Source organism: Kitasatospora sp. NPDC094019, from assembly GCF_044764505.1.
Classification (GTDB): Bacteria; Actinomycetota; Actinomycetes; order Streptomycetales; family Streptomycetaceae; genus Kitasatospora.
In genome coordinates this window covers 1-20913 of sequence record NZ_JBIWIF010000027.1, presented here as the reverse complement: position 1 = coordinate 20913, position 20913 = coordinate 1, and the positions used below count along the sequence as shown (strand labels likewise).

Genomic DNA, 20913 nt, shown 5'->3' with positions numbered 1-20913 from the left:
TCAAATGAACTGGTTGATCGGATTGTGACCTTGCCGCCCCGGAGCGGCCGGGCCCATTATTTCCGCAGGTGAATGGCCCAAGAGGGAGCAATCGACCGGGTTCGGCCATTCGATCGGATCAGATCATTCGATCTGCCTCCCTTGACTCCGATCGACAAGCTGCTCAGGATGGCTGCCAGCCGCCCCCACCCTTCACGAGTCCGTGACCGGGCCGACCCACCGGGCCGTGACTTCCCCCTCCGAGGAGCCGTGCCATGCGCTCATCCGCGTTCCCCCGCCGCAGAGCCCTGCGTACCACCGCCGTCGCCACCGCCGTCGCGCTCTCCGTGACCCTCCTCGCCGCCTGCGGCAGCGGCGCCGGCGGGGAGACCACCGCCGCGGACGGCAAGCCCGTCGACCTCACCTTCTGGGGCTGGGCCAAGGGCACCAAGGAGGTCGTCGAGGCGTTCAACGCGAGCCACCCGAACATCCGGATCACCTTCGAGGAGATCCCCGCCGGGAACGCCGGCGGCTACGCGAAGCTCTCCAACGCCGTCAAGGCCGGCAACGCCCCCGACGTGTTCAACGTCGAGTACCCGCAGCTGCCGGACTTCGTCAGCCAGGGCGCCGTCCAGGACATCACCGGACTCGTCGGCACCGAGCTCAAGGCCAAGTACCTGCCGCAGGCCACCGAGCTCACCTCGCTCGGCGGCCGGACCTGGGCCCTGCCGCTGGACGCCGCGCCGCAGACCTTCTACTACCGCAAGGACCTGTTCGAGAAGGCCGGCATCACCGTCCCGAGGACCTGGGACGAGTTCCGCACCGCCGCCCAGAAGCTCAAGGCCGCCCAGCCCGACACCCGGATCGCCACCTTCTTCCCCGACGACCCCACCACCTTCGAGGCGATGGCCTGGCAGAACGGCGCCCGCTGGTTCGGCACCTCGGGCGAAGCCTGGAAGACCGACCTGACCGGGCCCGAGACCAAGAAGGTCTCCGCCTACTGGCAGCAGCTCGTCGACGAGGACCTCGTCCGCGTCCAGCCCTCGTTCAGCCAGCAGTGGACCGCCTCGCTGCAGAAGGGCGAGACCGCCGGCTACCTCGGCGCCTCCTGGGGCGGCGGCGTCCTGAAGTCCAACCTCGCCACCACCCCCGACGCCGCCGGCAAGTGGGCCGTCGCCGCCATGCCCAGCTGGGACGGCACCCCCGCCAGCGGCATGCTCGGCGGCACCACCTTCGCCGTCTCCAAGGACAGCAAGAAGGCCAAGGCGGCGGTGGAGTTCGCCACCTGGGCCACCACCACCCCCGAAGGCATCAAGGCCCGGATCGCCTCCGGCACCTCCTCCACCTACCCCGCCGCCACCGAACTCGTCCCCACCGCCGCCAAGGCGTTCAACAGCGAGTTCTACGGTGGCCAGGACCTCTACGGCCTCTACGCGCACGCCGCCGACTCGATCAAGTCCGGCTGGACCTGGGGCCCGGTGATGGGCCTCACCAACGGCTCCATCAAGGACGCCTTCGGCAAGGTGGCCGGCAAGGCCGGCACCATCGACGACGCGCTCACCACCGCCCAGCAGGCCACCCTCGCCGAGCTCAGGAACCGCGGGCTGAAGGTCGCCCAGTGACGACCCGCGCCACCGGCACCGAAGGCGCCACCCGGGCCGGAGGCACCTCCCGTGCCGAGGCCGCCGCCCGCGCCGCCGCCCACCGGCGGCGCGGGCGGTACGGGGCACCGGCCGTCCTGCTCGCCCCTTTCCTGCTCCTGTTCACCGCCTGCACCCTGGTACCGATCGGCTACGCGGTCCGGCTCAGCCTGTTCACCGAGCACCGCTCCGGCCTCGGCTTCGGCGGCACCGAGACCGTCTTCACCGGCCTCGGCAACTACACCCGGGCCCTGGCCGACGAAGCCTTCCGCGACGGCTTCCTCACCATCGCCCAGTACTGCCTGCTCTACATCCCGCTGATGACCGTCCTGGCGCTGTTCCTCGCCCTGCTCCTGGACTCCGCGCTGGTCCGCGCCAAGCGGTTCTTCCAGCTCGCCCTGTTCGTCCCGCACGCCGTGCCCGGCATCATCGCCGCGCTGGTCTGGATGTACCTCTACACCCCCGGCATCAGCCCCGTGCTGGACGCCTTCGAGACCCTCGGCGCCCAGCCCGACCCGCTCGGCCACCCGCTGCCGGCCGTGGTCAACATGGCCCTGTGGCAGTGGAGCGGCTACAACATGGTCATCTTCTACGCCGCGCTCCAGGCCATCCCCCGCGAGGTGCTGGAGGCTTCCGTCATCGACGGCGCCGGCCCGCTGCGGACGGCCCTCGGCATCAAGATCCCGTTGATCCGGCCCTCCCTCGCCATGGTCGGGCTGTTCACCGTCATCGGCTCGCTCCAGCTCTTCACCGAGCCGACCATCCTGCACGGCACCGCGCCCGGCGTGACCTCCACCTGGACCCCCAACATGTACGCCTACACCGCCGCCTTCGAGCGCGGGGACTACGGACTGGCGGCCGCCTCCTCGGTGCTGCTCGCCGTCGCCGCCGCCGGGCTCTCCTTCGTCGTCACCCGGGTCACCCGGTCCCGGTCCGAGCGCGCGCGGGAGGCCCGCCCATGAGCACCCGTCGTCCCTGGACCCTGTCGAAGGGCGCCGTCAACGGCGTGCTCGTCCTCGCCACCGCCTACACCCTGCTGCCGCTCGGCTGGCTGGTCACCGCCGCCGCCAAGAGCACCGCCGACCTGCTCGGCGGCCGCTCCCTGACCGCCGCCAACTTCAGTCTCGGGCAGAACCTGAGCGACCTCGCGAGCGCCGGCGACGGCATCTACTTCCGCTGGTACCTCAACTCCCTGCTCTACGCCGGACTCGGCTCCGTGCTCTGCGCCCTGGTGTGCGTGGCCGCCGGCTACGCCTTCCACGTCTTCTCCTTCCCCGGCAAGGAGAAGCTGTTCGGCCTGGTCCTGCTCGGCGTGCTGGTGCCCACCACCGCGCTCGCCCTGCCGATGTACCTGCTCGCCTCCGAACTCGGGATCGTCAACACCTTCTGGGCCGTGTTCCTGCCGTCCCTGGTGAACCCCTTCGGCGTCTACCTCGCCCGGGTCTTCTGCGCCGGCTACATCCCCGGCGAGGTCCTGGAGGCGGCCCGCACCGACGGCGCGGGCGAACTGCGCACCTTCTGGTCGATCGGCCTGCGGATGGTGATGCCCGGCTTCGTCACCGTCCTGCTGTTCCAGTTCACCGCCATCTGGAACAACTTCTTCCTCCCGCTGGTGATGCTCTCCGACAACCGCCTCTTCCCGGTCAGCCTCGGCCTGTTCACCTGGAACGCGCAGACCAGGGCCTTCCCCGAGTACTACCCGCTGGTCGTCACCGGCGCCCTGCTGGCCGTCGTCCCGCTCGTGCTCGCCTTCGTCCTGCTCCAGCGGCACTGGAAGGCCGGTCTCACCGCGGGGGCCGTCAAGTGACCCGCCACCGCACCGACACCGCCGCCGTCCCGGAGAACCCCATGACCGACCCCCGTCCGGCGGACCACGCACCGCCGGCCCACCGCCCCCGCGCCGTGCTCGCGATGCACCACGACCTCGCCGACCGGCTCTTCGACGCCCGCACCCTGGCCCGCCTCACCGACCTCGCCGAGCTCGACCCCGCGCTGGTGCTGGACGACTTCGGCACCGAGGGGGCCCGGGCCGCCCTCGCCGGGGCCGAGGTCATCGTCTCCGGCTGGGGCTGCCCGCCGATCGACGCCACCGTCCTCGCCGCCGCACCGCGACTGCGCGCCGTCATCCACGCCGCCGGATCCGTCAAGCACCACATCACCGACGCCTGCTGGGAGCGCGGCCTGCGGGTCACCTCCGCCGCCTGGGCCAACGCCCTGCCCGTCGCCGAGTACACCGTCGCCGCCGTCCTGCTCGCCAACAAGCAGCTGCTGCGGATCCGCCAGGACTACCGCGACCGCCGCGGCACCCCGCACGACTGGCAGCGCGGCTACCCCGACGCGGGCAACTACCGGCGCACCGTCGGCGTCGTCGGCGCCTCCCGGATCGGCCGCCGCGTGCTCGAACTGCTGCGCCCGCACGACCTCGACCTGCTGCTCCACGACCCGTACGTGGACGGGGCGGAGGCTTCCGGGCTCGGCGCGCGCCTGGTGGAGCTGGACGAACTCTGCGCCGCCTCCGACACGGTCAGCGTGCACGCCCCCGAACTCCCGGAGACCCATCACCTGATCGACGGCCGCCGGCTCGCGCTGATGCGCGACGGGGCCACCCTGATCAACACCTCCCGCGGTTCCCTCGTCGACCAGGACGCCCTGGTCCGCGAACTCCTCGCCGGACGCCTCGACGCCGTCCTCGACGTCACCGAGCCCGAGGTGCTGCCCGCCGACTCCCCGCTCTACGACCTGCCCAACGTGGTGCTCACCCCCCACATCGCCGGCTCGCTGGGCCGCGAACTGCACCGGATGGCCGCCGCGGCCGCCGACGAACTGGCCCGCTACACGGCCGGGCAGCCGTTCGCCCACCCCGTCCTCGCCGAGGACGCCCACCGCACCGCGTGACCCACGCGCCGACGGCCCGCGCACCGCACGCGCGCCGCACACGCACTCCCGCGCACCCGAACCGCCGGTCGGCGCCGCGGCGCGCCCGGCCCCGCTCCCGCACCTCACGAATCGGAGAACTCCCATGCCCCGCAGGGTGATCGGCATCGTCATGAACGGTGTCACCGGCCGAATGGGCTACCGCCAGCACCTCGTCCGCTCGATCCTCGCCATCCGCGAACAGGGCGGGCTGCCGCTCGGCGACGGCGAGGTGCTGTGGCCCGAGCCCATCCTCGTCGGCCGCAGCGCCCCCAAGCTCCAGGAGCTGGCCGAGCGCCACGGACTGACCCACTGGACCACCGACCTGGACGAGGCCCTGGCCCACCCGCTGGCCGAGATCTACTTCGACGCCCAGCTCACCCGGGTCCGCGAACCGGCGATCCGCAAGGCCGTCGCCGCCGGCAAGCACGTCTACACCGAGAAGCCCACCGCCGAGTCCCTGGACGCCGCGCTGGAACTGGCCCGCCTCGCCCGCGACGCCGGGGTGCGCCACGGCGCCGTCCAGGACAAGCTGTTCCTCCCCGGCCTGCTCAAGCTCAAGCGCCTGGTCGACAGCGGCTTCTTCGGCCGGATCCTGTCCGTGCGGGGCGAGTTCGGCTACTGGGTCTTCGAGGGCGACTGGCAGGACGCCCAGCGGCCGTCCTGGAACTACCGCGCCGAGGACGGCGGCGGCATGGTCCTCGACATGTTCCCGCACTGGCGCTACGTGCTGGACGGCATCATCGCCCCGGTCCGCTCCGTCTACGCCCACACCACCACCCACGTCCCGCGCCGCGTCGACGAGCAGGGCCGCCCGTACGCGGCCACCGCCGACGACGCCGCGTACGGCATCTTCGAGCTGGAGGGCGGCATCACCGCCCAGATCAACTCCTCCTGGGCGGTCCGGGTCGACCGCGACGAACTGGTCGAGTTCCAGGTCGACGGCACCGAGGGCAGCGCCGTGGCCGGGCTGCGCGAGTGCCGCTTCCAGCACCGGGCCGCCACCCCCAAGCCGGTCTGGAACCCCGACCTGCCCGCCACCGAGCCGTTCCGCGCCCAGTGGCAGCGGGTGCCGGACAACGCCGAGTTCGACAACGGCTTCAAGACGCAGTGGGAGCTGTTCCTGCGGCACGTGGTGACCGGCTCCGAGTACCGGTGGGACCTCCTGGAGGGCGCCAAGGGCGTCCAGCTCGCCGAACTCGGCCTGCGCTCCGCCCGCGAGGGCCGCCGCCTCGACGTCCCCGACCTGACGCTCTGACCCACTCACCGCCCCCGACCTCGCGCCCCGGCCTAGCGCCCCCGGCCGCCCTCAGCGATTGCGTTGACGCCATGACCTCGATCGACCTCCCCGGCCACGGCCGCCACCGGATGCGGACCCCCGCCCAGGTGCCCGCCACGGCCCCCGCCCCGGTCTCCCGGACCGCCTACGCCGCCGCCCACGTGGTCGCCGACCCGCTCGGCCCCAACTCCCCCGGCGCGCCCGCCCACGTGGACTGGGACACCACCCTCGCCTTCCGCCGCCACCTGTGGTCGCTCGGTCTGGGCGTCGCCGACGCGATGGACACCGCCCAGCGCGGCGCGGGCCTCGACTGGGCCGCCACCCGCGAACTGATCACCCGCTCCGGCGCCGAGGCCCGCGCCACCGGCGGACTCCTCGCCTGCGGCGTCGGAACCGACCAACTCGCCCCCGGACAGCACCGGTTGACCGACATCGCGGACGCCTGGGCGGAGCAGCTCGACGTCGTGCAGGACGCCGGTGCCCGACCGATCCTGATGGCCAGCCGGGCCCTCGCCGCCAGCGCCCGCGGCGCCGACGACTACCTGCGCCTCTACGGCGATCTGATCCGCCGCTCCGACCGGCCGGTGATCCTGCACTGGCTCGGCGAGATGTTCGACCCGGCCCTGGCCGGCTACTGGGGATCGGCGGACGTCGCCACCGCCACCACCACCGTCCTCGACCTCGTCCGGGCGCACGCCGACCGGATCGACGGCATCAAGGTCTCGCTCCTGGACGCGGACCACGAGGTCGCGCTGCGCCGCGCCCTGCCCGCCGGCGTGCGCCTCTACACCGGCGACGACTTCCACTACCCGGCCCTGGTCCGCGGCGACGAACTCGGCCACAGCGACGCGCTGCTCGGCGTCTTCGACCCGATCGCCCCGGTCGCCGCCGCCGCGCTGCGCGCCCTGGACGCCGGGGACCTCGACCGGTACGACGCCCTGTTCGCCCCCACTCTGCCGCTGGCCCGGCACCTGTTCGCCGCCCCGACCTACCACTACAAGACCGGCGTGGTCCTCCTGGCCTGGCTGGCCGGGCACCAGGAGCACTTCACCATGGTCGGCGGCGCGCAGAGCGGCCGCTCCGTCCCGCACCTGGTCGAGTTGTTCCGGCTCGCCGACGCCGCCGGGATCCTGCCCGACCCCGAGCTCGCGGCCGACCGGATGCGGCGCTACCTGGCCGTGGCGGCACCGCTCGGCTGACGGCACCCGCCGCCCCGCGTCCGCGGCCCTCCCCGCGCGCCCGACCCCGCGCCTCTCCGACCCCGCTTCTCCCCGACCTCGCGCGTCCCCCCGCCCCGGCACCTCCCGCCGCCCCGCCCGAAAGGAGCCCGGCACCGTGACCGGACTCTCCCGCCTGTCGCTCAACCAGATCACCACCAAGCGCTGGAGCCTCCCCGAAGCCGTCCGCGGCTGCGCGGACGCCGGGATCCCCGCCATCGGCCTGTGGCGGGACAAGGTCGCCGAGACCGGCCTCGCCCGCTCAGCCCGGCTCTGCCGGGAGGCCGGACTGACCGTCAGCACCCTGTGCCGGGGCGGCTTCCTCACCGCCACCGGCCCCGACGAACGGCGGGCCGCGCTCGCCGACAACCTCCGGGCCGTCGAGGAGGCCGCCGAACTCGGCACCGACACCCTGGTCATGGTCGTCGGCGGCCTCCCCGAGGGCAGCCGCGACCTGGCCGGAGCCCGCCGCGCCGTCGCCGACATGATCGCCGAACTCGCCCCGCACGCAGGGGACTTCAAGGTCCGACTGGCTCTGGAACCACTGCACCCGATGTTCTGCGCCGACCGCGCCGTCGTCTCCACCCTCGGCCAGGCGCTGGACCTCGCCGCACCCCACCCCGCCACCCAGGTCGGCGTCGTGGTCGACAGCTACCACGTCTGGTGGGACCCCCAGCTCCCCGAGCAGATCGCCCGGGCCGGCCGGGAGGGCCGCATCGCCTCCTACCAGGTCTGCGACTGGACCCTGCCGCTGCCCGCCGACGCCCTGCTCGGCCGCGGCCACGTCGGCGACGGACACATCGACTTCCGCACCCTCACCGACCAGGTCACCGCCGCCGGCTACACCGGCTGGATCGAGGTCGAGATCTTCAACGAGCGGGTCTGGGACACCCCCGGCGAGGAGACCCTGCGCACCCTGACCGAACGCCACCTCGCCCACGTGGCCGCGGCATGAGGATCGTCCTCGCCCCCGACTCCTTCAAGGGCACCGCCACCGCCGCCGAGGCCGCCCGGGCCCTCGCCGACGGCTGGCGCTCGGTACGGCCCGCGGACCAGCTGCTCCCGCTGCCGATGGCCGACGGCGGCGAGGGCACCCTCGACGCGGTGGCCGCCGCCCGCCCCGGCGCGACCGCCCACGAAGTCCCCGGCTGCGCCGGCCCCGACGGCCGACCCGTCCCGGGCCGGTACCTGCGGCTCCCCGACGGCACCGCGCTGGTCGAACTCGCCACCGCCAGCGGGCTCCCCCTGCTCGGGGACCGGCCGGCGCCGCTCACCGCCACCACCCGGGGCACCGGCGAGGCGATCGCCGCCGCGCTCGACGCCGGGGCCACCGCGCTGACCGTCGCCCTCGGCGGCTCCGCCTCCACCGACGGCGGCGCCGGGCTGCTCTCCGCCCTCGGCCTGCGCGCCCTCGACCGCTCCGGGACCCCCCTCCCCGACGGCGGCGGCGCGCTCGCCGCCCTCGCCCGGGTCGACCTCGACCGCCTCCGCCCGGCCCCGCCCGGGGGCGTCCGCCTGCTCACCGACGTCACCAACCCGCTGCTCGGCCCGAACGGCGCCGCGGCGGTCTACGGCCCGCAGAAGGGCGCCGGCCCCGCGGAGGCCGCCCTGCTGGAACTCGGACTGGGACGCTACGCGCGGCTGCTCGGCGGTGACCCCGGGCAGCCCGGTGCCGGCGCGGCCGGTGGCACCGCCTTCGGCCTGGCGGCCGCCTGGGGAGCCCGGATCACCCCCGGGGCGGCGGCCGTCGCCGACCTCCTCGGCCTGGACACGGCCCTCGCCGGGGCCGACCTCGTGATCACCGGCGAGGGCCGTTTCGACGCCACCAGCCTCCAGGGCAAGGTGGTGGGAGAGGTGCTCGGCCGCGCCGCCCGGGCCGGCGTCCCGGCCCGGCTGGTCGCCGGGGACTCCACCGACGTCCGGGCGCTCACCCTCGTCGCGCTGGCCGGCGACCCCGACGACGCGCGGCACCGGGCGCTCCACTGGCTGACCCGCGCCGGCGCCAGGCTGGCCCGCGCCGCCGCTCCCGGCCCGGCCTGACACCCCGTCGCCCCGATCGCGGTGACACAGCCGCGGTGACACAGCCGCGGTGGCACAGCCGCGGTTGGTAAAGGATTCCTCCTCACTCCGTCATTCATCCGCAAAATACACAGCTCGGGATCGGTCCCGAAAAGGGGCCTCTACGCACTGTTGTCATGCCAGGGTCCGGATGCGAGTATTGCGCCTGGGTGATCCGGACACAGATCGTCGAACTCCGGATGCCCTTGATCGTTGTTTCCGCAATGCCGAGCACGTCCACGGGGGTGGGTCTTTCACATCGGGGATGGGGTGAGGAGTGTGCGATCAAACGGAAGCAATCGTTCCGACCGTCCGGCCCGTCGGCCGGCCCGGCCGACGGTGCCCCGCGGTCTCGCGGAGGCACTCCGCGCCGGCCACGCCGCGACCCCCCGACAGCCCGGTGTCCTGGCCGCCCTGCGCGGTGAGGACTGGCACTGGGCCGGGGCCACCGGAGTCGCCGATGCCGCCACCGGGCGCGAACTGCGCCCGACGGCGGCCGTACGGGTGGCCTCGGTCACCAAGACCTTCACCGCGGCCGCGGTCCTGCGGCTGGTGGAGCGCGGTGACCTGACGCTGGCCGCACCGGTCTCGGCGCTGGCGTCCGGGCCGGTCCTCGGGGCCTTGGCCGAGGGCGGTTACGAGCCGGCCCGGATGACCTTGCGCCAACTGCTCCAGCACACGGCCGGACTGTACGACTGGGGAGGCGACCCCGCCTACGACGCGGAGGCGTTCGCCGACCCCGGGCACCGCTGGAACCGCCTGGAGCAGGTCCGCTGGGCGGTCGAGCACGGGCACCGACTCGCGCCTCCCGGCGCGGAGTTCCACTATTCCGACACCGGCTACGTGATCCTCGGCGAGGTGCTGGAACGCGTCACCGGGCGGCCCCTCGCCGCCGCCTACCGCGAGCTGCTGCCGCTCGGGGAGCTGGGCCTGGACTCGATCCACCTGGAGTCGCTGGAGCCCACCCCCGAGGCCGGCGCGGAGCGCGCGCACCAGTACGTGTCCGGTACCGACCTGCTGGCCGTCGATCCGTCCTGCGACCTCTGGGGCGGCGGCGGACTGGTCTCGACGATGTCCGATCTGACGGCGTTCGTCCGGGCGCTGTTCCGGGGCCGGGTCTTCGCACGGCCCTCCACGCTCGCGACCATGCTGGCGCCCGTCGCGGCGCACGGCGCGGAGGGGCGCGGCATGGGCGTCTACCGGATCCCGCTGGGGTCCGGGCAGTGGTGGGGCCACTGCGGCAGCTGGGGCGTGGTCATGGCGTACGAGCCGGACCGCGACCTCGCGCTCGCCACCACGGTGACGAGACAGCCCGAGGACCCGGACGAACGGCTCCACCCCGGACGGGTGCTCGTCCGGACGGCACGCTGAATTACCGGACAGTAAAAGCGCACGGAAATGTGCGTCGTGAAGAACATGTCATTGAGATAGAGCCGGTCATTGATACGGGCGCTGGCATTGAATCCATGAAACCGCACAGGACAGGCGGAGCCATGCGTAATCGTCCCCGCACAATCAGGACCACCGAGTCCCTGTTGGAGAACGGCCTCATCGACGAGGAGAGCCTGCCGGAGCTCCGCGACGTCGCGAAGCGGTACGCCGTGAGCATCACCGGGGTGATGCAGGAACAGATCGCGCACGTCGACGATCCGGTCGCCAGACAGTTCGTCCCGACCGGGGCCGAGCTCCTCATCACCGCGGAGGAGCGCGCGGACCCGATCGGCGACGACCCCTTCACCCCGGTCAAGGGCATCACCCACCGCTACCCGGACCGGCTGCTGCTCAAGCCGATGCACCTGTGCCCGGTCTACTGCCGGTTCTGCTTCCGCCGCGAGGTGGTCGGCCCGGGCGAGGGCATGCTCGGCCAGGCGGAACTGGAGGCGGCGCTGGACTACATCCGGAGCCACGAGGAGGTGTGGGAGGTCATCTTCACCGGCGGCGATCCGCTCATCATCGCACCCACCAAGCTCCGCCCGATCATGGCGGCGCTGGACGCGATCGAGCACGTCAAGGTGATCCGCTTCCACACCCGGGTGCCGGTGGTCGACCCGGAGCGCGTCACCGACGAGCTGGTGGACGCCCTCGCCACCGACACCCCCGTCTGGGTGGTGGTGCACACCAACCACAGTCAGGAGATCGGCTCGGCGGCGCGCGACGCGCTGCGACGGCTGAACCGGGGCGGTGTGCCGCTGCTCAGTCAGACCGTGCTGCTGCGCGGGGTGAACGACACCCCGGAGGCGCTGGAGGGGCTGTTCCGGACGCTGGTGGCCAACCGGGTGAAGCCCTACTACCTCCACCACGGCGATCTCGCCCAGGGCACGAGCCACTTCCGCACCAGCGTCGCCGAGGGCCAGGAGCTGGTCCGGCGGCTGCGCGGGCGGGTCTCCGGCACCTGCCAGCCCACCTATGTCCTCGACATCCCCGGCGGCCACGGGAAGGTGCCCATCGGCCCCTCCTACCTGGAGCCGGGCGAGGACGGGACGGGCGACACCCACGTCGTCACCGACCCGTGGGGCGAGCGCCACCACTACCCGCCGCGGGTCGCGGAAGCGACGACGGCGGCGGACCCGACGGCGACCGCGGACCCGACAGCGACCGCGGCAACGACAACGACGGCCGCAGCCACAGCCACAGCCACAGCCACCGAGGAGGATCCGACCCATGGCTGAGGACCTCGCGTCCCGGTCCGCGCCCACGCGCAGCCCCGGCAGCGTCGCCTTCGCCGACCCCGGGGGCGTCACCTCGGCACTCACCTGGTCCGCCCCCGAACTGACCGCCGGGCTGGCCTGGTCGGCCCTCACCCGCACCTTCGCCGCCGAGGCGGCCGGCCTGCGCGGCGACCATGTGAAGCTGCACGTCAACGGGGAGCCGGTGGCCGACCCGGACTCCTGGCCGACCACCGGGGCGGACGCCGCCGGACCGGCCGCCTGGCTGGACCGCCAGCGGACCTTCGGCGCGGACGACGACCGCTTCGTCTACGCCCGCGCGGTGCAGGAGCACGACCGGACGCTGTTCCGCGCCGTCGTCGAACTGCTGGCGCCCCACCTCTGGCGCCTCGGGCTGCCGCCCGGGCATGTCGAGGTCGAGGTGTTCCACGGCGCCTACCGCAACACCCCGGGCGGCATCCACCGGGAGGGCTGCACCAACCTCCACCTCGTCCTGTCCGGCCGCAAGAGCATGCACTTCTGGCGGGGCACGGACTGGGTGCCGGCCGGGACGACGGTCCGCGAGGACGTGGAACCCGAGTCCGAACTGCCGGAGGAGTACCTGCCGGACCTCGACCGCCGCTCGGTGCCGGAACACGGCCACGTCCTCACCGCCACCACCGGCGGCGGCTTCTTCTGGCGCAGCGGCATCTGGCACGTGGGCGAGACCCACGAGCCGTCCGTCGCGCTGAACATCGCCTCGTACACCCGGACCCTGGACGTCGGGGCGACACTCCTCCCGCTGTGGGGCGACCGGCTGCGGGGCGAGGTGCCGGCCGACTGGCTGGCCGACTACCGGGCGCACGTCGGGTCCACCGGCGACGACGGCGCGCTGCTCGCGCGGCTGTCCGCGCTCGGCATGCGGCCGGCCCCGCCCGAGGGGCCGGGCACCACGCCGCGCACCGTGCGCCGGGAGTCGTCGGCGCCGGTGCTGTGGTCGCCCGCCGGGCCGGGGCGGCTCACCGTCGCGGCCCTGGGCCAAGCGGCGGAGTTCGCCGACGGGCCCGTACCGCGCGGCTGGCTGGACGCGGTCCTCACCGGCCCTCCCGAGGCACACGGGACGCCGCCGGAGTGCGGGCCGCTGGCCCGCTGGCTGTGCGCGCAGCGGATTCTCGAAGCTCTGCCCGAACCGATGGAGGCATCATGACCGACACGTCCCCCGTGGACACCTGGCAGCTCTCGGACACCGAGGTGTTCAGCAAGTACGGGGACGCCTTCGTCCCTCGCCGGGCCGAGCAGACCGCCGCCGTGTGCGACCTGCTGACCGGGATCCCCGTCCCGCACGTGCTCGACCTGTGCTGCGGCGAGGGGCGCCTCTCGGAGGAGTACCTGCGCCGTGACCCGGCGCACCGGGTCACCGTGCTGGACCGCTCCCCCGAGATGCTGGCGCTGACCGCGAAGCGGCTGGAGCCGTTCGCGGACCGCCACGACAGCGTCGAGGCGGACATCGAGGACCGGTCGTGGCGCACCGAGGCCGGCTACGGCGGCGTGATGACCTCGCTGGCGGTCCACCACCTCGACGGCGAGGGAAAGCGCCTGCTGTACCGGGACATCCACACGATGCTGGTGCCGGGCGGCGTGTTCGTGATGGCCGACCTGGTGGAGCCGGCCGGCGCCTCCGCCCGCACGCTCGCGGGCGACCACTGGGAGGAGGCGGTACGCCGCGCCTCCGCGGAACAGTTCGGCGGCGACGAGGCCGCCGTCGCGTTCGAGCGGACCGAGTGGAACCACTACCGGCTGCCCGGCCCGGACCCGGTCGACAAGCCGTCCTCGGTGGCCGAGCACCTGGACTGGCTGCGCGAGGCGGGTTTCGTCGAGGTCGACGTGGTCTGGATGTACGCGGGCCACGCCCTGTTCACAGCGAAGCGGAAGGCGAACTGAGTGAGCGAGCAACCGAGCCGCACGATCCTGGCCAACATCGTCAGCGAGATCATGGCCGAGCAGCCGACGGACGCCTACCGGCGGGCGATGGCCGCCGCGACCCCGCGCAAGCTCTGGCAGGCGCGGCCGGGCGACTGCGTGGTGACGCTGGCGCCGTGCACCCCCGCGTTCCGCGACTACGTGGCCGAGGTCGTCGGCCTGGACGTGGACCGGGTCGAGATCGTCGCCCCGCCGGAGGTCCGCGGGGTGCACGCGCTGGACGTCGCCGCCGAGTTGGGCGCGATCGGGCGGATCGCCGACCGCCCCGAGCTGAAGCCGTTCGTGCTGGACGGACCGGTACTGGACTTCGGCCGCCGCACCGGGGTGCGGGTGCTGCCGTACACCCGGCTGCCGGAGGACGCCACCCTGGACGCGCTGCGTCTGATCAACACCAAGGACGGCTTCCGCCGGACCGCCACCGAGCTGGGGCTGCCGGTCGCGGACGGCGGCTTCGCCGAGACCGCCGCCGAACTGGCCGCCGCCCTGGTGGAGTTCCTGGCCGACCGGCCGGCCGCGATCATCAAGACCAACCGGGGCTCCAACGGCTTCGGCAACACCGTGATCCGGGCGAACGGGCCGGAGTCGGTCGAGCGGCAGGTCCTGGACGCCGTGTCCGGGCAGCCCGCGCGCGACTGCGGCTGGGTGTACGAGGAGTTCCTGCCGTTCACGGCGACGCCCAGCATGGAACTGTCGATCGACGACCGGGGCGCCACCGACTTCTACAGCTGCGACCAGCGCACCGTGAACAACGCCTGGACCGGCATGGTGACCCCGGCCGCCGAGGGCCCCCACCACGAGGAGCTGCGCCGCGCGGCCGCGGCCATCGGCGGCTGGCTGCACGGGCAGGGCTACCGCGGCATCTACGACGTCGACTGCGGGGTGTACGACGGCGGTTACGTCGTCACCGAGGCCAACGTCCGCCGCACCGGCGGTACGTACCTGGAAGAGCTGGCGCGCCGGCTGCGGCCCGGGGACTCCCCGGTGCACTGGCGGGCGGACGTCAGGCTCGGCCCGGACGGGCTGGACTTCGCGGGCGCGGCCGCCAAGCTTGCCTCGGCCGGTCTGGCCGACCCGGCGGCGGAGGCGCGGGCCGTGCTGACGGCGGACACCCGCCCGGTCGACGGCAAGTGGCGCTACCTGGTGGTGGGCCGGGACGACGCGGCTGTCGCCGAGGTCGAGCGGCAGCTGGAGCAGATCCTGGGGATCGGCTGATGCTGCACTCCGCCCTCCACCCGGGATTCAGCGCGGTCGCGGGGACCGGCCTGGTCGCGCTGCGCGACATCCCGATGGGAACGGTGCTGTGGGGACCGTGTCCGCGGTGCCGGACCTGGGACACCGCCGAGCAGCTCGCCCTCGCCCCGCAAGTGGTCGACTGGCTGGACGAGTTCGGCTACCGCCTGGCCGACCGGAGCCTGCTGCTCCCCTGCCGGGGCGCGCACCTGCTCAACCACTCCTGCGAGGCCACTGTCCTGGACCACGGCCTCGCCGGGGGCCTGGCCGTCCGCGACATCGGGGCCGGCGAGGAGGTGACCGGGGACTACCGCACCTTCCGGTACGACGAGCCGTGGGAGTTCGACTGCCGCTGCGGCGCCGGGAGTTGCCCGGGGTCGGTGCGGTCCTCCGGCGGCGCGCCGACGGCGGAACTGGCCGCGGAGTGGAACCGGCGGATGGCGCCGGCGCTGGCCGCCGCCACCGGCGTCCCGCAGGAACTCCCGCTGCGGGCCGGCCAGGTGGACGGAGCCCCGGCCGACCGCCCCGACCCGGAGGAGCAGCCGTGACCGCCGTGCGACCCGAACGGACCACCGGTGCGAGGTTGTTCAGGATCGAGGAGGTCCCCTCCCGGTCCTGGCTGCCGCTGCTGGGCGAACGGGACCTGTTCCTGCTGCCCGGCTGGATGGAGGTCGGGCCCGGCACCTACGGCGGCGGGCTGCGGGACGCCAGGGCCGCCCTGGCGGAACGCGACGGCACGGCGGTCGCGGGCACCGCCGGCTGGCTGTTCGGGCACGAGTGCACCGAGGACCTGTGCCGCCCCGACGTCCTGCTGGAGATCCCCGAGCCGCTCGGGGCGCCGCTGTTCCCGACCCTGCTGGCCGGCGGCTGGTACGACAGCCGGGTCGCGCACCGGCCGGGCGAGGCCACTTCGGCCGAACTCGCGGCCGTGGTCGACTCCTTGGAGGAGTGGGGGCGGTCGCGGGGCGCCGCCTCGGTCTGCTGGCCCAGCGTGGACGAGCGGGAACGCGACCTGGTCGCCCTGCTCGGCGGGCGCGGCTACCGGCGCTTCCCGCTGACGCCCCGGTGGGCGCTGGAGGGGCCGTGGACCGGCTTCGACGACTACCTGGACCGGATGACCAGCAAGCGCCGGATCTCGGTGCGCAGCGAGCGGCGCCGGGTCCGGGCGGCGGGCATCACCTGCCGGACGGTGCCGCTCACCCGGGAGCTGGCCCGGCCGCTGGTGGAGCTGGCGGAGGAGAACGTGACCCGGCACGGCGGCCGGGTCGACCTCGACCGCTACGCCGACTGGGTCGCGGCGCTGACCGGGATCGAGGACGGCCGGGCCGAGGCCCACCTGGCCGAGCGGAACGGGCGGATCCTCGGCTGCGTGGTGTCCAGCACCTACGCCGGGCGGGTGTACGCGCTGTTCCCCGGCTTCGACTACGCGTCGATCACCGGGCTGCCGGTCTACTTCGAACTCGCTTACTACCACCTGGTGGAGCACGCCGCCGCGCACGGCTACCACGCGGTGGAGTACGGCCCGGCGGCGGACGAGGCGAAGAACCTGCGCGGCTGCGTCGCCCACCGGCAGGCGCTGTGGATCCGGGGCCTGGACCCGGCGGCGGAGCGGCTGGTCGACGAACTCGCGGCCGAGGCCGCCCCCGGGGGCTCCGCCGACCGCGCCCCGGCCGGGAGCGGCACATGAGCCCGCCGACCGTCGTGCTCGCGCCCGGCGGGCCCGGCCTCGGCGGCGAGACCCTCGCCGGGCTCCCGCTGCCGCCCGACTGCCGGCGGCTGGTCGGGGCGGGCGACTGCGGGCCGGGCGGCGACCCGTTCGCCGTCCAGACCGACCGGCTGGTCCGGCTGATCGACGCGGCCGGCGCCGAGGGACCGGTCGTCCTCCTCGCCCACTCCGCCGGCACCCGCCCGGCCCTGCGCGCCGCCGCCCGGAGCCCCGGCGCCGTCCGCGCGGTGGTCCTGGTCGGCGCCCAACTGCGGGACCGCACCGACCATCCCGAGCTGCTGCGGGAGCGGTTGGACGCGCTCGACGGCCCGCTGCGGGAGACCGCGCGCCGGGCCCGGGCCACTCCGCCCGACCGGGTGCCGGCCGACGACGGCGAGCTGCGCGCGCTCCTGCTCGCCGACCTGGCCCTCACCTTTCCCGTGCTCGGACCGGCCCAGCGCGAGTTCCTGACAGCCTGCGAACGGAGCTGGGACCTCCACGCCGTCCGCGCCTTCCTCTCCGGGCGGGTGCCGGAGGAGGACCTGACGGCGACGGCGGCCCGGGTCGGCGCGCCGGTGCTGGTCGTCAACGGCGAGCGGGACCCGTGGGCCGGTGCCCCGTCGGGGCGCGAGCTGGCCGCCGCGCTGCCGGACGGCCGGGCCCTGACGGTGCCCGGGGCCGGGCACGTGCCGTGGCTGGACGACCCGGAGGCGGTGGGCCGGCTGCTGGCCCGGACGGTTGAGGAGGAGGCGCCGGCGTGAGCTACCGCAAGGTCCTGGCGGACCGGATCTGTGCCCAGCTCGCCCTGTCGACGGCGGTCGGCCGGTTCGCCCAGGTGATGTTCGACGTCACCGTGGTGATCTTCGTGGTGCAGGACCTGCACCGCCCCGCGGCGGCCGGCCTGGCCGTCCTGCTCGCCACCCTGCCCGGCCTGCTGCTCAGCCCGTTGAGCGGCGGCTTCCTCCAGGGCCGCAACGTCACCGCGTGGATGGCGGTCGACTACCTGATCAAGGCGGCCGCCACGCTCGGCATCGCCTTCGGCGCGTCGGCGGGCGCCGGGGGCATCTGGACCCTCTGGGGGCTGGCCCTGCTGTCCTCGCTGACCAGTGCCTTCGGCAACGTCGCCTTCCGCAGCTACGTCGCCCTCTCCCTGCCCGCGCCGCTGCGCGGGGCGGCCAACGGGCTCGACTCGACCGTCTCGGGCCTGGCCGCGATGGCCGGGCCCGCCCTGGCCGGGATCGCGGTCACGGTGTTCGGCGGCCGGCACAGCGTGGCGGTGGTCGGCGTGGCCTTCCTGGCCGCGGCGCTGGTGGCGGCCGCCTCGGGACGCACCACCCCGGAGGCCGGCGGCGAGGTCGGCCTGCGCAGCGCCGTCGAGGCCGTGCGCGGGATCCTGGTCCACCCGGTGCTGCGCGGTCTGACCGGGGTGTACTTCCTGTACCAGGTCGCGGTCGGTGTGCTCGTGGTCTCGCTGCCGCTGCTGGTCTCGGCCGGCTTCGGTGCCGCCCCGTCCTGGACCGGCACCAGTTGGTCGATCGCGGGGGCGCTGGGCATCGTCTCCTCGCTGGCCGCCGGGCACCGGATCACCGACGGCGCGGAGCGCCGGTACCTGGTCCTGGGCGCCGCCCTGACGGCGCTCGGCCTGGCGGGACTCTTCCTGCACCCCGCCGTGGCCTGGCTGGCCGCGATGTTCGTGCTGCTCGGGGTGGCGGTGGGGCCGATGGACGTCGGGCTGCTCGGTCTCCGGCAGCGACTGCTCCCGGACACCGGGGCGACCGCGACCCTCGCCGTCTCCGCGAGCCTCAACATGGCCGGCTATCCGGCCGGGGCCATGGTCGGCGGTCTGACGGCCGGTCTCGGGCTGGGCGCGCAGACCGGGGTCGCCCTCGGGTGCGCCCTGCTGTCCCTGGGCCTCTGCACCCGGCTGCCGATGGTCTCCGCCGGGTCCGGATCCGAGTCCGGGTCCGTACCGACCGACGGGCCGACCGACGTACCGATCGACCGGACGGCCGACCGGACGGCTCCCCGGGCGGCCGAGTCCTCCGCCGCCCCGTAGCGGTCCGCACCACCCCCTCCGGTCGGCCGGTGAGGCCGGCCGGAGCAGCGCACCTCGTTCCCTCTCGCACCTTTCGATCTGTCACTTCCGATGGAAAGGCAGGACCATGGCGACAATTGGAGTCATCTGCACGATCCTCGTGTGCCCGCACGGCCTCGGCGGACCTGCCGGGGCCGCCGGGACCGGCCCGTCCAGCGCCACCCCGGACAGGCCGTGCGCGCCGGGAGCGCGGTCATGATCCCCCGGACCGCCGACGGCGCCCCCGCCGCCGGCGCCGGTGCCACCGCGCTGCTGCTCGCGGAGCTCACCAGAAACGGACGGATATCCCTGCGGCTCGCCTGCTCCCGGCTCACCACCTGGGAGTCGCTGCTGGTGCAGCACGTGCTCGGCCGCGGCGACGTGGAGTTCCTGGCCGCGGGCCCGGCCCCGGCCCCGGCCCCGGCCCCTGACGGACCGGCGGGCGCGGCCACGGTCACCCTCACCCGCTCGCCGCTGGCCGGCCTGTCGCTCTGGGCACCCGGCGAACCGCCCGGCCCGGAGGCCGAGCGCGTCGGCGGCCTGCGGGTCCCGGCCGAAGTACTGGACGCGGTGGGCGAGGAGACCCGGGTGGTCGAGGCCCGGGAGGCCGCCGACCGGTACGAGGCCGACACCCTCCTGCGCACCTGGGAGAAGAACGGCGAGCTGGACGAGCGGCTGGCCCGGCTCGCCGACTGGGTCGAACGGGTGGAGAGCGTCTACATCCTGATCGGCCGGGACGTCTTCTCCAAGTCCGACGCGGGCACCAACACCCTCACCCGGCAGGGCCTGCTGACCGGCCTCCGGGCGTCCCCGGTCGACGACTGGCGGCCGGCCGACCGGCTGTTCGTGGTCCTCGCCTACTGCCTGTTCGTCAGCGGCCGTTCGGTGCGCTTCGAGGAGTTCAACGGCCTCCAGCTCTCCGCCACCGGCCTGCGCGAGTTCCTGCTCGACCGGCACGCCCAGTACTGCGCCGCGCTCGACCGCGGACCGGGCAGCGCGACCGGCCTCACACTGCTCGAACTCGCCCAGTTGGTCCGCGAGTTGATGCACGACGTGGACCGTTCGGAACTGATGCGCTATCGGCGGATCAACGGGCTGACCTTCGTGAAGAACGAGCGGCTGCTCGACTTCCCGCTGCCCCGCGACCCGGTGACGATGCCGGAACTGGTCGCCCGGCACGGCCGGCTGAACCTCGGCGTGGCCCCCACCGGCGACGTCCGGGCGGACCTGCGGGCGATGACCCTGGCCGCCGTCGCCCTCGACGCGACCGCCGAAGCGGACCCCGGACCGGAACCCCCCGCCCAGGGCGCGGTCGGCGAACTGCTGGCGGCCGTCGTGCTGTCCTCGATCGTGGCCACCGACGCCGACTACGGCATGAGCAGCTCGGTGCGCGATCTGTCCGGGCTGCGCGGCGTCCGGCCCGGCAGCCCCGACGGCGTCCTCGCCCTCAAGAAGGGCGACTTCTTCTGCTGCTGCCTGCCGCACCCGACCAGGATGGCCGGGGTCGGCGACGAGACCGCGCCGATCCTGTGGCGGTCCGCCCAGCGGATGATGTACAACCGCTGGCACTTCGCCCCGGGCGAGTACGACCGGGCGGAGATCCCGGAGAAACGGCACTACTTCTTCCCGCCGCAGGTGCCCGACATCGCGGAGCACGCCGAGCACCACCACGGCGGCCATGTCGCCTCCCGGGTGCGGTACACGATCCGCGCGCCCGGGGCCCAGGTCTGGCACCCGCCGTTCACCGTCTTCGGCCACGGCTACCGCGGCTGCTACGACATCCGGCTGGTCCGGATGGAGGGCCCGCCGTTCACCACCGCCGAGCTCGCCGAGGCGGTGCGGCACTGCTCCCTGGTCGACGAGCTGTGGCGCACCCTCGCCCAGGGCCTCCAGAGCGGCACCCTGCACGTCCCGCCGGTGGCCGGCTTCGACCGGTCCTGGTACGAATCGCGGGGCTGGGAGCGGCTGCGCCCGTTCGGGCTCGCCACCCGCACCCCGGCGGCCCTCACCCCGGTCGTCCTCGCCCCTGCCACCCGGACCGCGGTCAGGGCGGACCCCGTCTGACCCGGTGGTGGGGGCGCCGGGCGGGCGGGGGGGGGGGCCCCCCCCCCCCCCCCGGGTAGTGGGGGGAGTACGGTAACCGGAGCCCCCCCCCAGCGGGGATGAGGAGAACGACGGGGGTGGAGTCAACTC

General features: G+C 74.2%; 18 protein-coding genes. All 18 read left to right on the top strand.

Features of this window, described 5'->3' with window-relative positions:
* Window positions 1–254 precede the first annotated feature (254 nt).
* The 18 genes from ACIQ9P_RS36155 (at window position 255) to ACIQ9P_RS36070 (ending at window position 20784) form a co-directional block, all read left to right on the top strand.
* Window positions 255–1601, top strand: coding sequence for an ABC transporter substrate-binding protein (locus ACIQ9P_RS36155; RefSeq protein WP_402365875.1), 1347 nt, complete (start codon window positions 255–257; stop codon window positions 1599–1601).
* Window positions 1602–1717: 116 nt separating this feature from the next.
* Window positions 1718–2581, top strand: a complete 864-nt coding sequence (locus tag ACIQ9P_RS36150; protein ID WP_402365986.1) for a carbohydrate ABC transporter permease — start codon at window positions 1718–1720, stop codon at window positions 2579–2581.
* Window positions 2578–3426 carry a carbohydrate ABC transporter permease gene (locus ACIQ9P_RS36145; protein ID WP_402365873.1) on the top strand — a complete coding sequence of 283 codons (849 nt, stop codon included), beginning with the start codon at window positions 2578–2580 and terminating at the stop codon, window positions 3424–3426. Before ACIQ9P_RS36150 ends, ACIQ9P_RS36145 begins: the two co-directional genes overlap by 4 nt.
* Before the next feature lie 41 nt (window positions 3427–3467).
* On the top strand, window positions 3468–4514 hold the full coding sequence (locus ACIQ9P_RS36140; protein ID WP_402365871.1) for a hydroxyacid dehydrogenase: 1047 nt from the start codon (window positions 3468–3470) through the stop codon (window positions 4512–4514).
* Between the two features lie 124 nt (window positions 4515–4638).
* On the top strand, window positions 4639–5790 hold the full coding sequence (locus ACIQ9P_RS36135; RefSeq protein ID WP_402365869.1) for a Gfo/Idh/MocA family protein: 1152 nt from the start codon (window positions 4639–4641) through the stop codon (window positions 5788–5790).
* 71 nt (window positions 5791–5861) lie between these two features.
* Window positions 5862–7010, top strand: a complete 1149-nt coding sequence (locus ACIQ9P_RS36130) for a dihydrodipicolinate synthase family protein (RefSeq protein WP_402365867.1) — start codon at window positions 5862–5864, stop codon at window positions 7008–7010.
* Between the two features lie 136 nt (window positions 7011–7146).
* Complete coding sequence (locus ACIQ9P_RS36125; RefSeq protein WP_402365865.1) at window positions 7147–7983, top strand: sugar phosphate isomerase/epimerase family protein; 837 nt, start codon at window positions 7147–7149, stop codon at window positions 7981–7983.
* Window positions 7980–9068, top strand: coding sequence for a glycerate kinase (locus ACIQ9P_RS36120; RefSeq protein ID WP_402365863.1), 1089 nt, complete (start codon window positions 7980–7982; stop codon window positions 9066–9068). Before ACIQ9P_RS36125 ends, ACIQ9P_RS36120 begins: the two co-directional genes overlap by 4 nt.
* Window positions 9069–9425: 357 nt before the next feature.
* Window positions 9426–10457 carry a serine hydrolase domain-containing protein gene (locus tag ACIQ9P_RS36115; RefSeq protein WP_402365861.1) on the top strand — a complete coding sequence of 344 codons (1032 nt, stop codon included), beginning with the start codon at window positions 9426–9428 and terminating at the stop codon, window positions 10455–10457.
* A 122-nt stretch (window positions 10458–10579) separates the two neighbouring features.
* Window positions 10580–11755: a lysine-2,3-aminomutase-like protein gene (locus ACIQ9P_RS36110; protein WP_402365859.1), complete on the top strand. Its 1176-nt coding sequence runs from the start codon at window positions 10580–10582 to the stop codon at window positions 11753–11755.
* On the top strand, window positions 11748–12938 hold the full coding sequence (locus ACIQ9P_RS36105; RefSeq protein WP_402365857.1) for a hypothetical protein: 1191 nt from the start codon (window positions 11748–11750) through the stop codon (window positions 12936–12938). Before ACIQ9P_RS36110 ends, ACIQ9P_RS36105 begins: the two co-directional genes overlap by 8 nt.
* Window positions 12935–13672: a class I SAM-dependent methyltransferase gene (locus ACIQ9P_RS36100; protein WP_402365855.1), complete on the top strand. Its 738-nt coding sequence runs from the start codon at window positions 12935–12937 to the stop codon at window positions 13670–13672. The genes ACIQ9P_RS36105 and ACIQ9P_RS36100 overlap by 4 nt, the downstream gene beginning before the upstream one ends.
* Window positions 13673–14923, top strand: a complete 1251-nt coding sequence (locus ACIQ9P_RS36095; RefSeq protein ID WP_402365853.1) for a hypothetical protein — start codon at window positions 13673–13675, stop codon at window positions 14921–14923. It begins immediately after the preceding gene.
* Window positions 14923–15489, top strand: a complete 567-nt coding sequence (locus ACIQ9P_RS36090) for an SET domain-containing protein-lysine N-methyltransferase (protein WP_402365851.1) — start codon at window positions 14923–14925, stop codon at window positions 15487–15489. Before ACIQ9P_RS36095 ends, ACIQ9P_RS36090 begins: the two co-directional genes overlap by 1 nt.
* Window positions 15486–16628 (top strand): GNAT family N-acetyltransferase, encoded by a 1143-nt coding sequence (locus tag ACIQ9P_RS36085; RefSeq protein WP_402365849.1) that lies wholly within the window; start codon window positions 15486–15488, stop codon window positions 16626–16628. Before ACIQ9P_RS36090 ends, ACIQ9P_RS36085 begins: the two co-directional genes overlap by 4 nt.
* A complete protein-coding gene (locus ACIQ9P_RS36080; protein ID WP_402365847.1) occupies window positions 16625–17407 on the top strand; it encodes an alpha/beta fold hydrolase in 783 nt (260 codons plus the stop codon). The genes ACIQ9P_RS36085 and ACIQ9P_RS36080 overlap by 4 nt, the downstream gene beginning before the upstream one ends.
* The gene (locus ACIQ9P_RS36075; protein ID WP_402365845.1) at window positions 17404–18702 is read left to right on the top strand and encodes an MFS transporter; all 1299 of its coding nucleotides are present in this window, start codon (window positions 17404–17406) and stop codon (window positions 18700–18702) included. The genes ACIQ9P_RS36080 and ACIQ9P_RS36075 overlap by 4 nt, the downstream gene beginning before the upstream one ends.
* Before the next feature lie 234 nt (window positions 18703–18936).
* Complete coding sequence (locus ACIQ9P_RS36070) at window positions 18937–20784, top strand: hypothetical protein (RefSeq protein WP_402365843.1); 1848 nt, start codon at window positions 18937–18939, stop codon at window positions 20782–20784.
* Window positions 20785–20913 lie beyond the last annotated feature (129 nt).

What these genes read in the sequence shown, in the direction of transcription:
- ACIQ9P_RS36155 (WP_402365875.1), top strand. Translation starts at nt 255, where the DNA reads ATGCGCTCATCCGCGTTCCCCCGCCGCAGAGCCCTGCGTACCACCGCC.
- ACIQ9P_RS36145 (WP_402365873.1), top strand. Translation starts at nt 2,578, where the DNA reads ATGAGCACCCGTCGTCCCTGGACCCTGTCGAAGGGCGCCGTCAACGGC.
- ACIQ9P_RS36140 (WP_402365871.1), top strand. Translation starts at nt 3,468, where the DNA reads ATGACCGACCCCCGTCCGGCGGACCACGCACCGCCGGCCCACCGCCCC.
- ACIQ9P_RS36135 (WP_402365869.1), top strand. Translation starts at nt 4,639, where the DNA reads ATGCCCCGCAGGGTGATCGGCATCGTCATGAACGGTGTCACCGGCCGA.
- ACIQ9P_RS36130 (WP_402365867.1), top strand. Translation starts at nt 5,862, where the DNA reads ATGACCTCGATCGACCTCCCCGGCCACGGCCGCCACCGGATGCGGACC.
- ACIQ9P_RS36120 (WP_402365863.1), top strand. Translation starts at nt 7,980, where the DNA reads ATGAGGATCGTCCTCGCCCCCGACTCCTTCAAGGGCACCGCCACCGCC.
- ACIQ9P_RS36110 (WP_402365859.1), top strand. Translation starts at nt 10,580, where the DNA reads ATGCGTAATCGTCCCCGCACAATCAGGACCACCGAGTCCCTGTTGGAG.
- ACIQ9P_RS36105 (WP_402365857.1), top strand. Translation starts at nt 11,748, where the DNA reads ATGGCTGAGGACCTCGCGTCCCGGTCCGCGCCCACGCGCAGCCCCGGC.
- ACIQ9P_RS36100 (WP_402365855.1), top strand. Translation starts at nt 12,935, where the DNA reads ATGACCGACACGTCCCCCGTGGACACCTGGCAGCTCTCGGACACCGAG.
- ACIQ9P_RS36090 (WP_402365851.1), top strand. Translation starts at nt 14,923, where the DNA reads ATGCTGCACTCCGCCCTCCACCCGGGATTCAGCGCGGTCGCGGGGACC.
- ACIQ9P_RS36080 (WP_402365847.1), top strand. Translation starts at nt 16,625, where the DNA reads ATGAGCCCGCCGACCGTCGTGCTCGCGCCCGGCGGGCCCGGCCTCGGC.
- ACIQ9P_RS36070 (WP_402365843.1), top strand. Translation starts at nt 18,937, where the DNA reads ATGATCCCCCGGACCGCCGACGGCGCCCCCGCCGCCGGCGCCGGTGCC.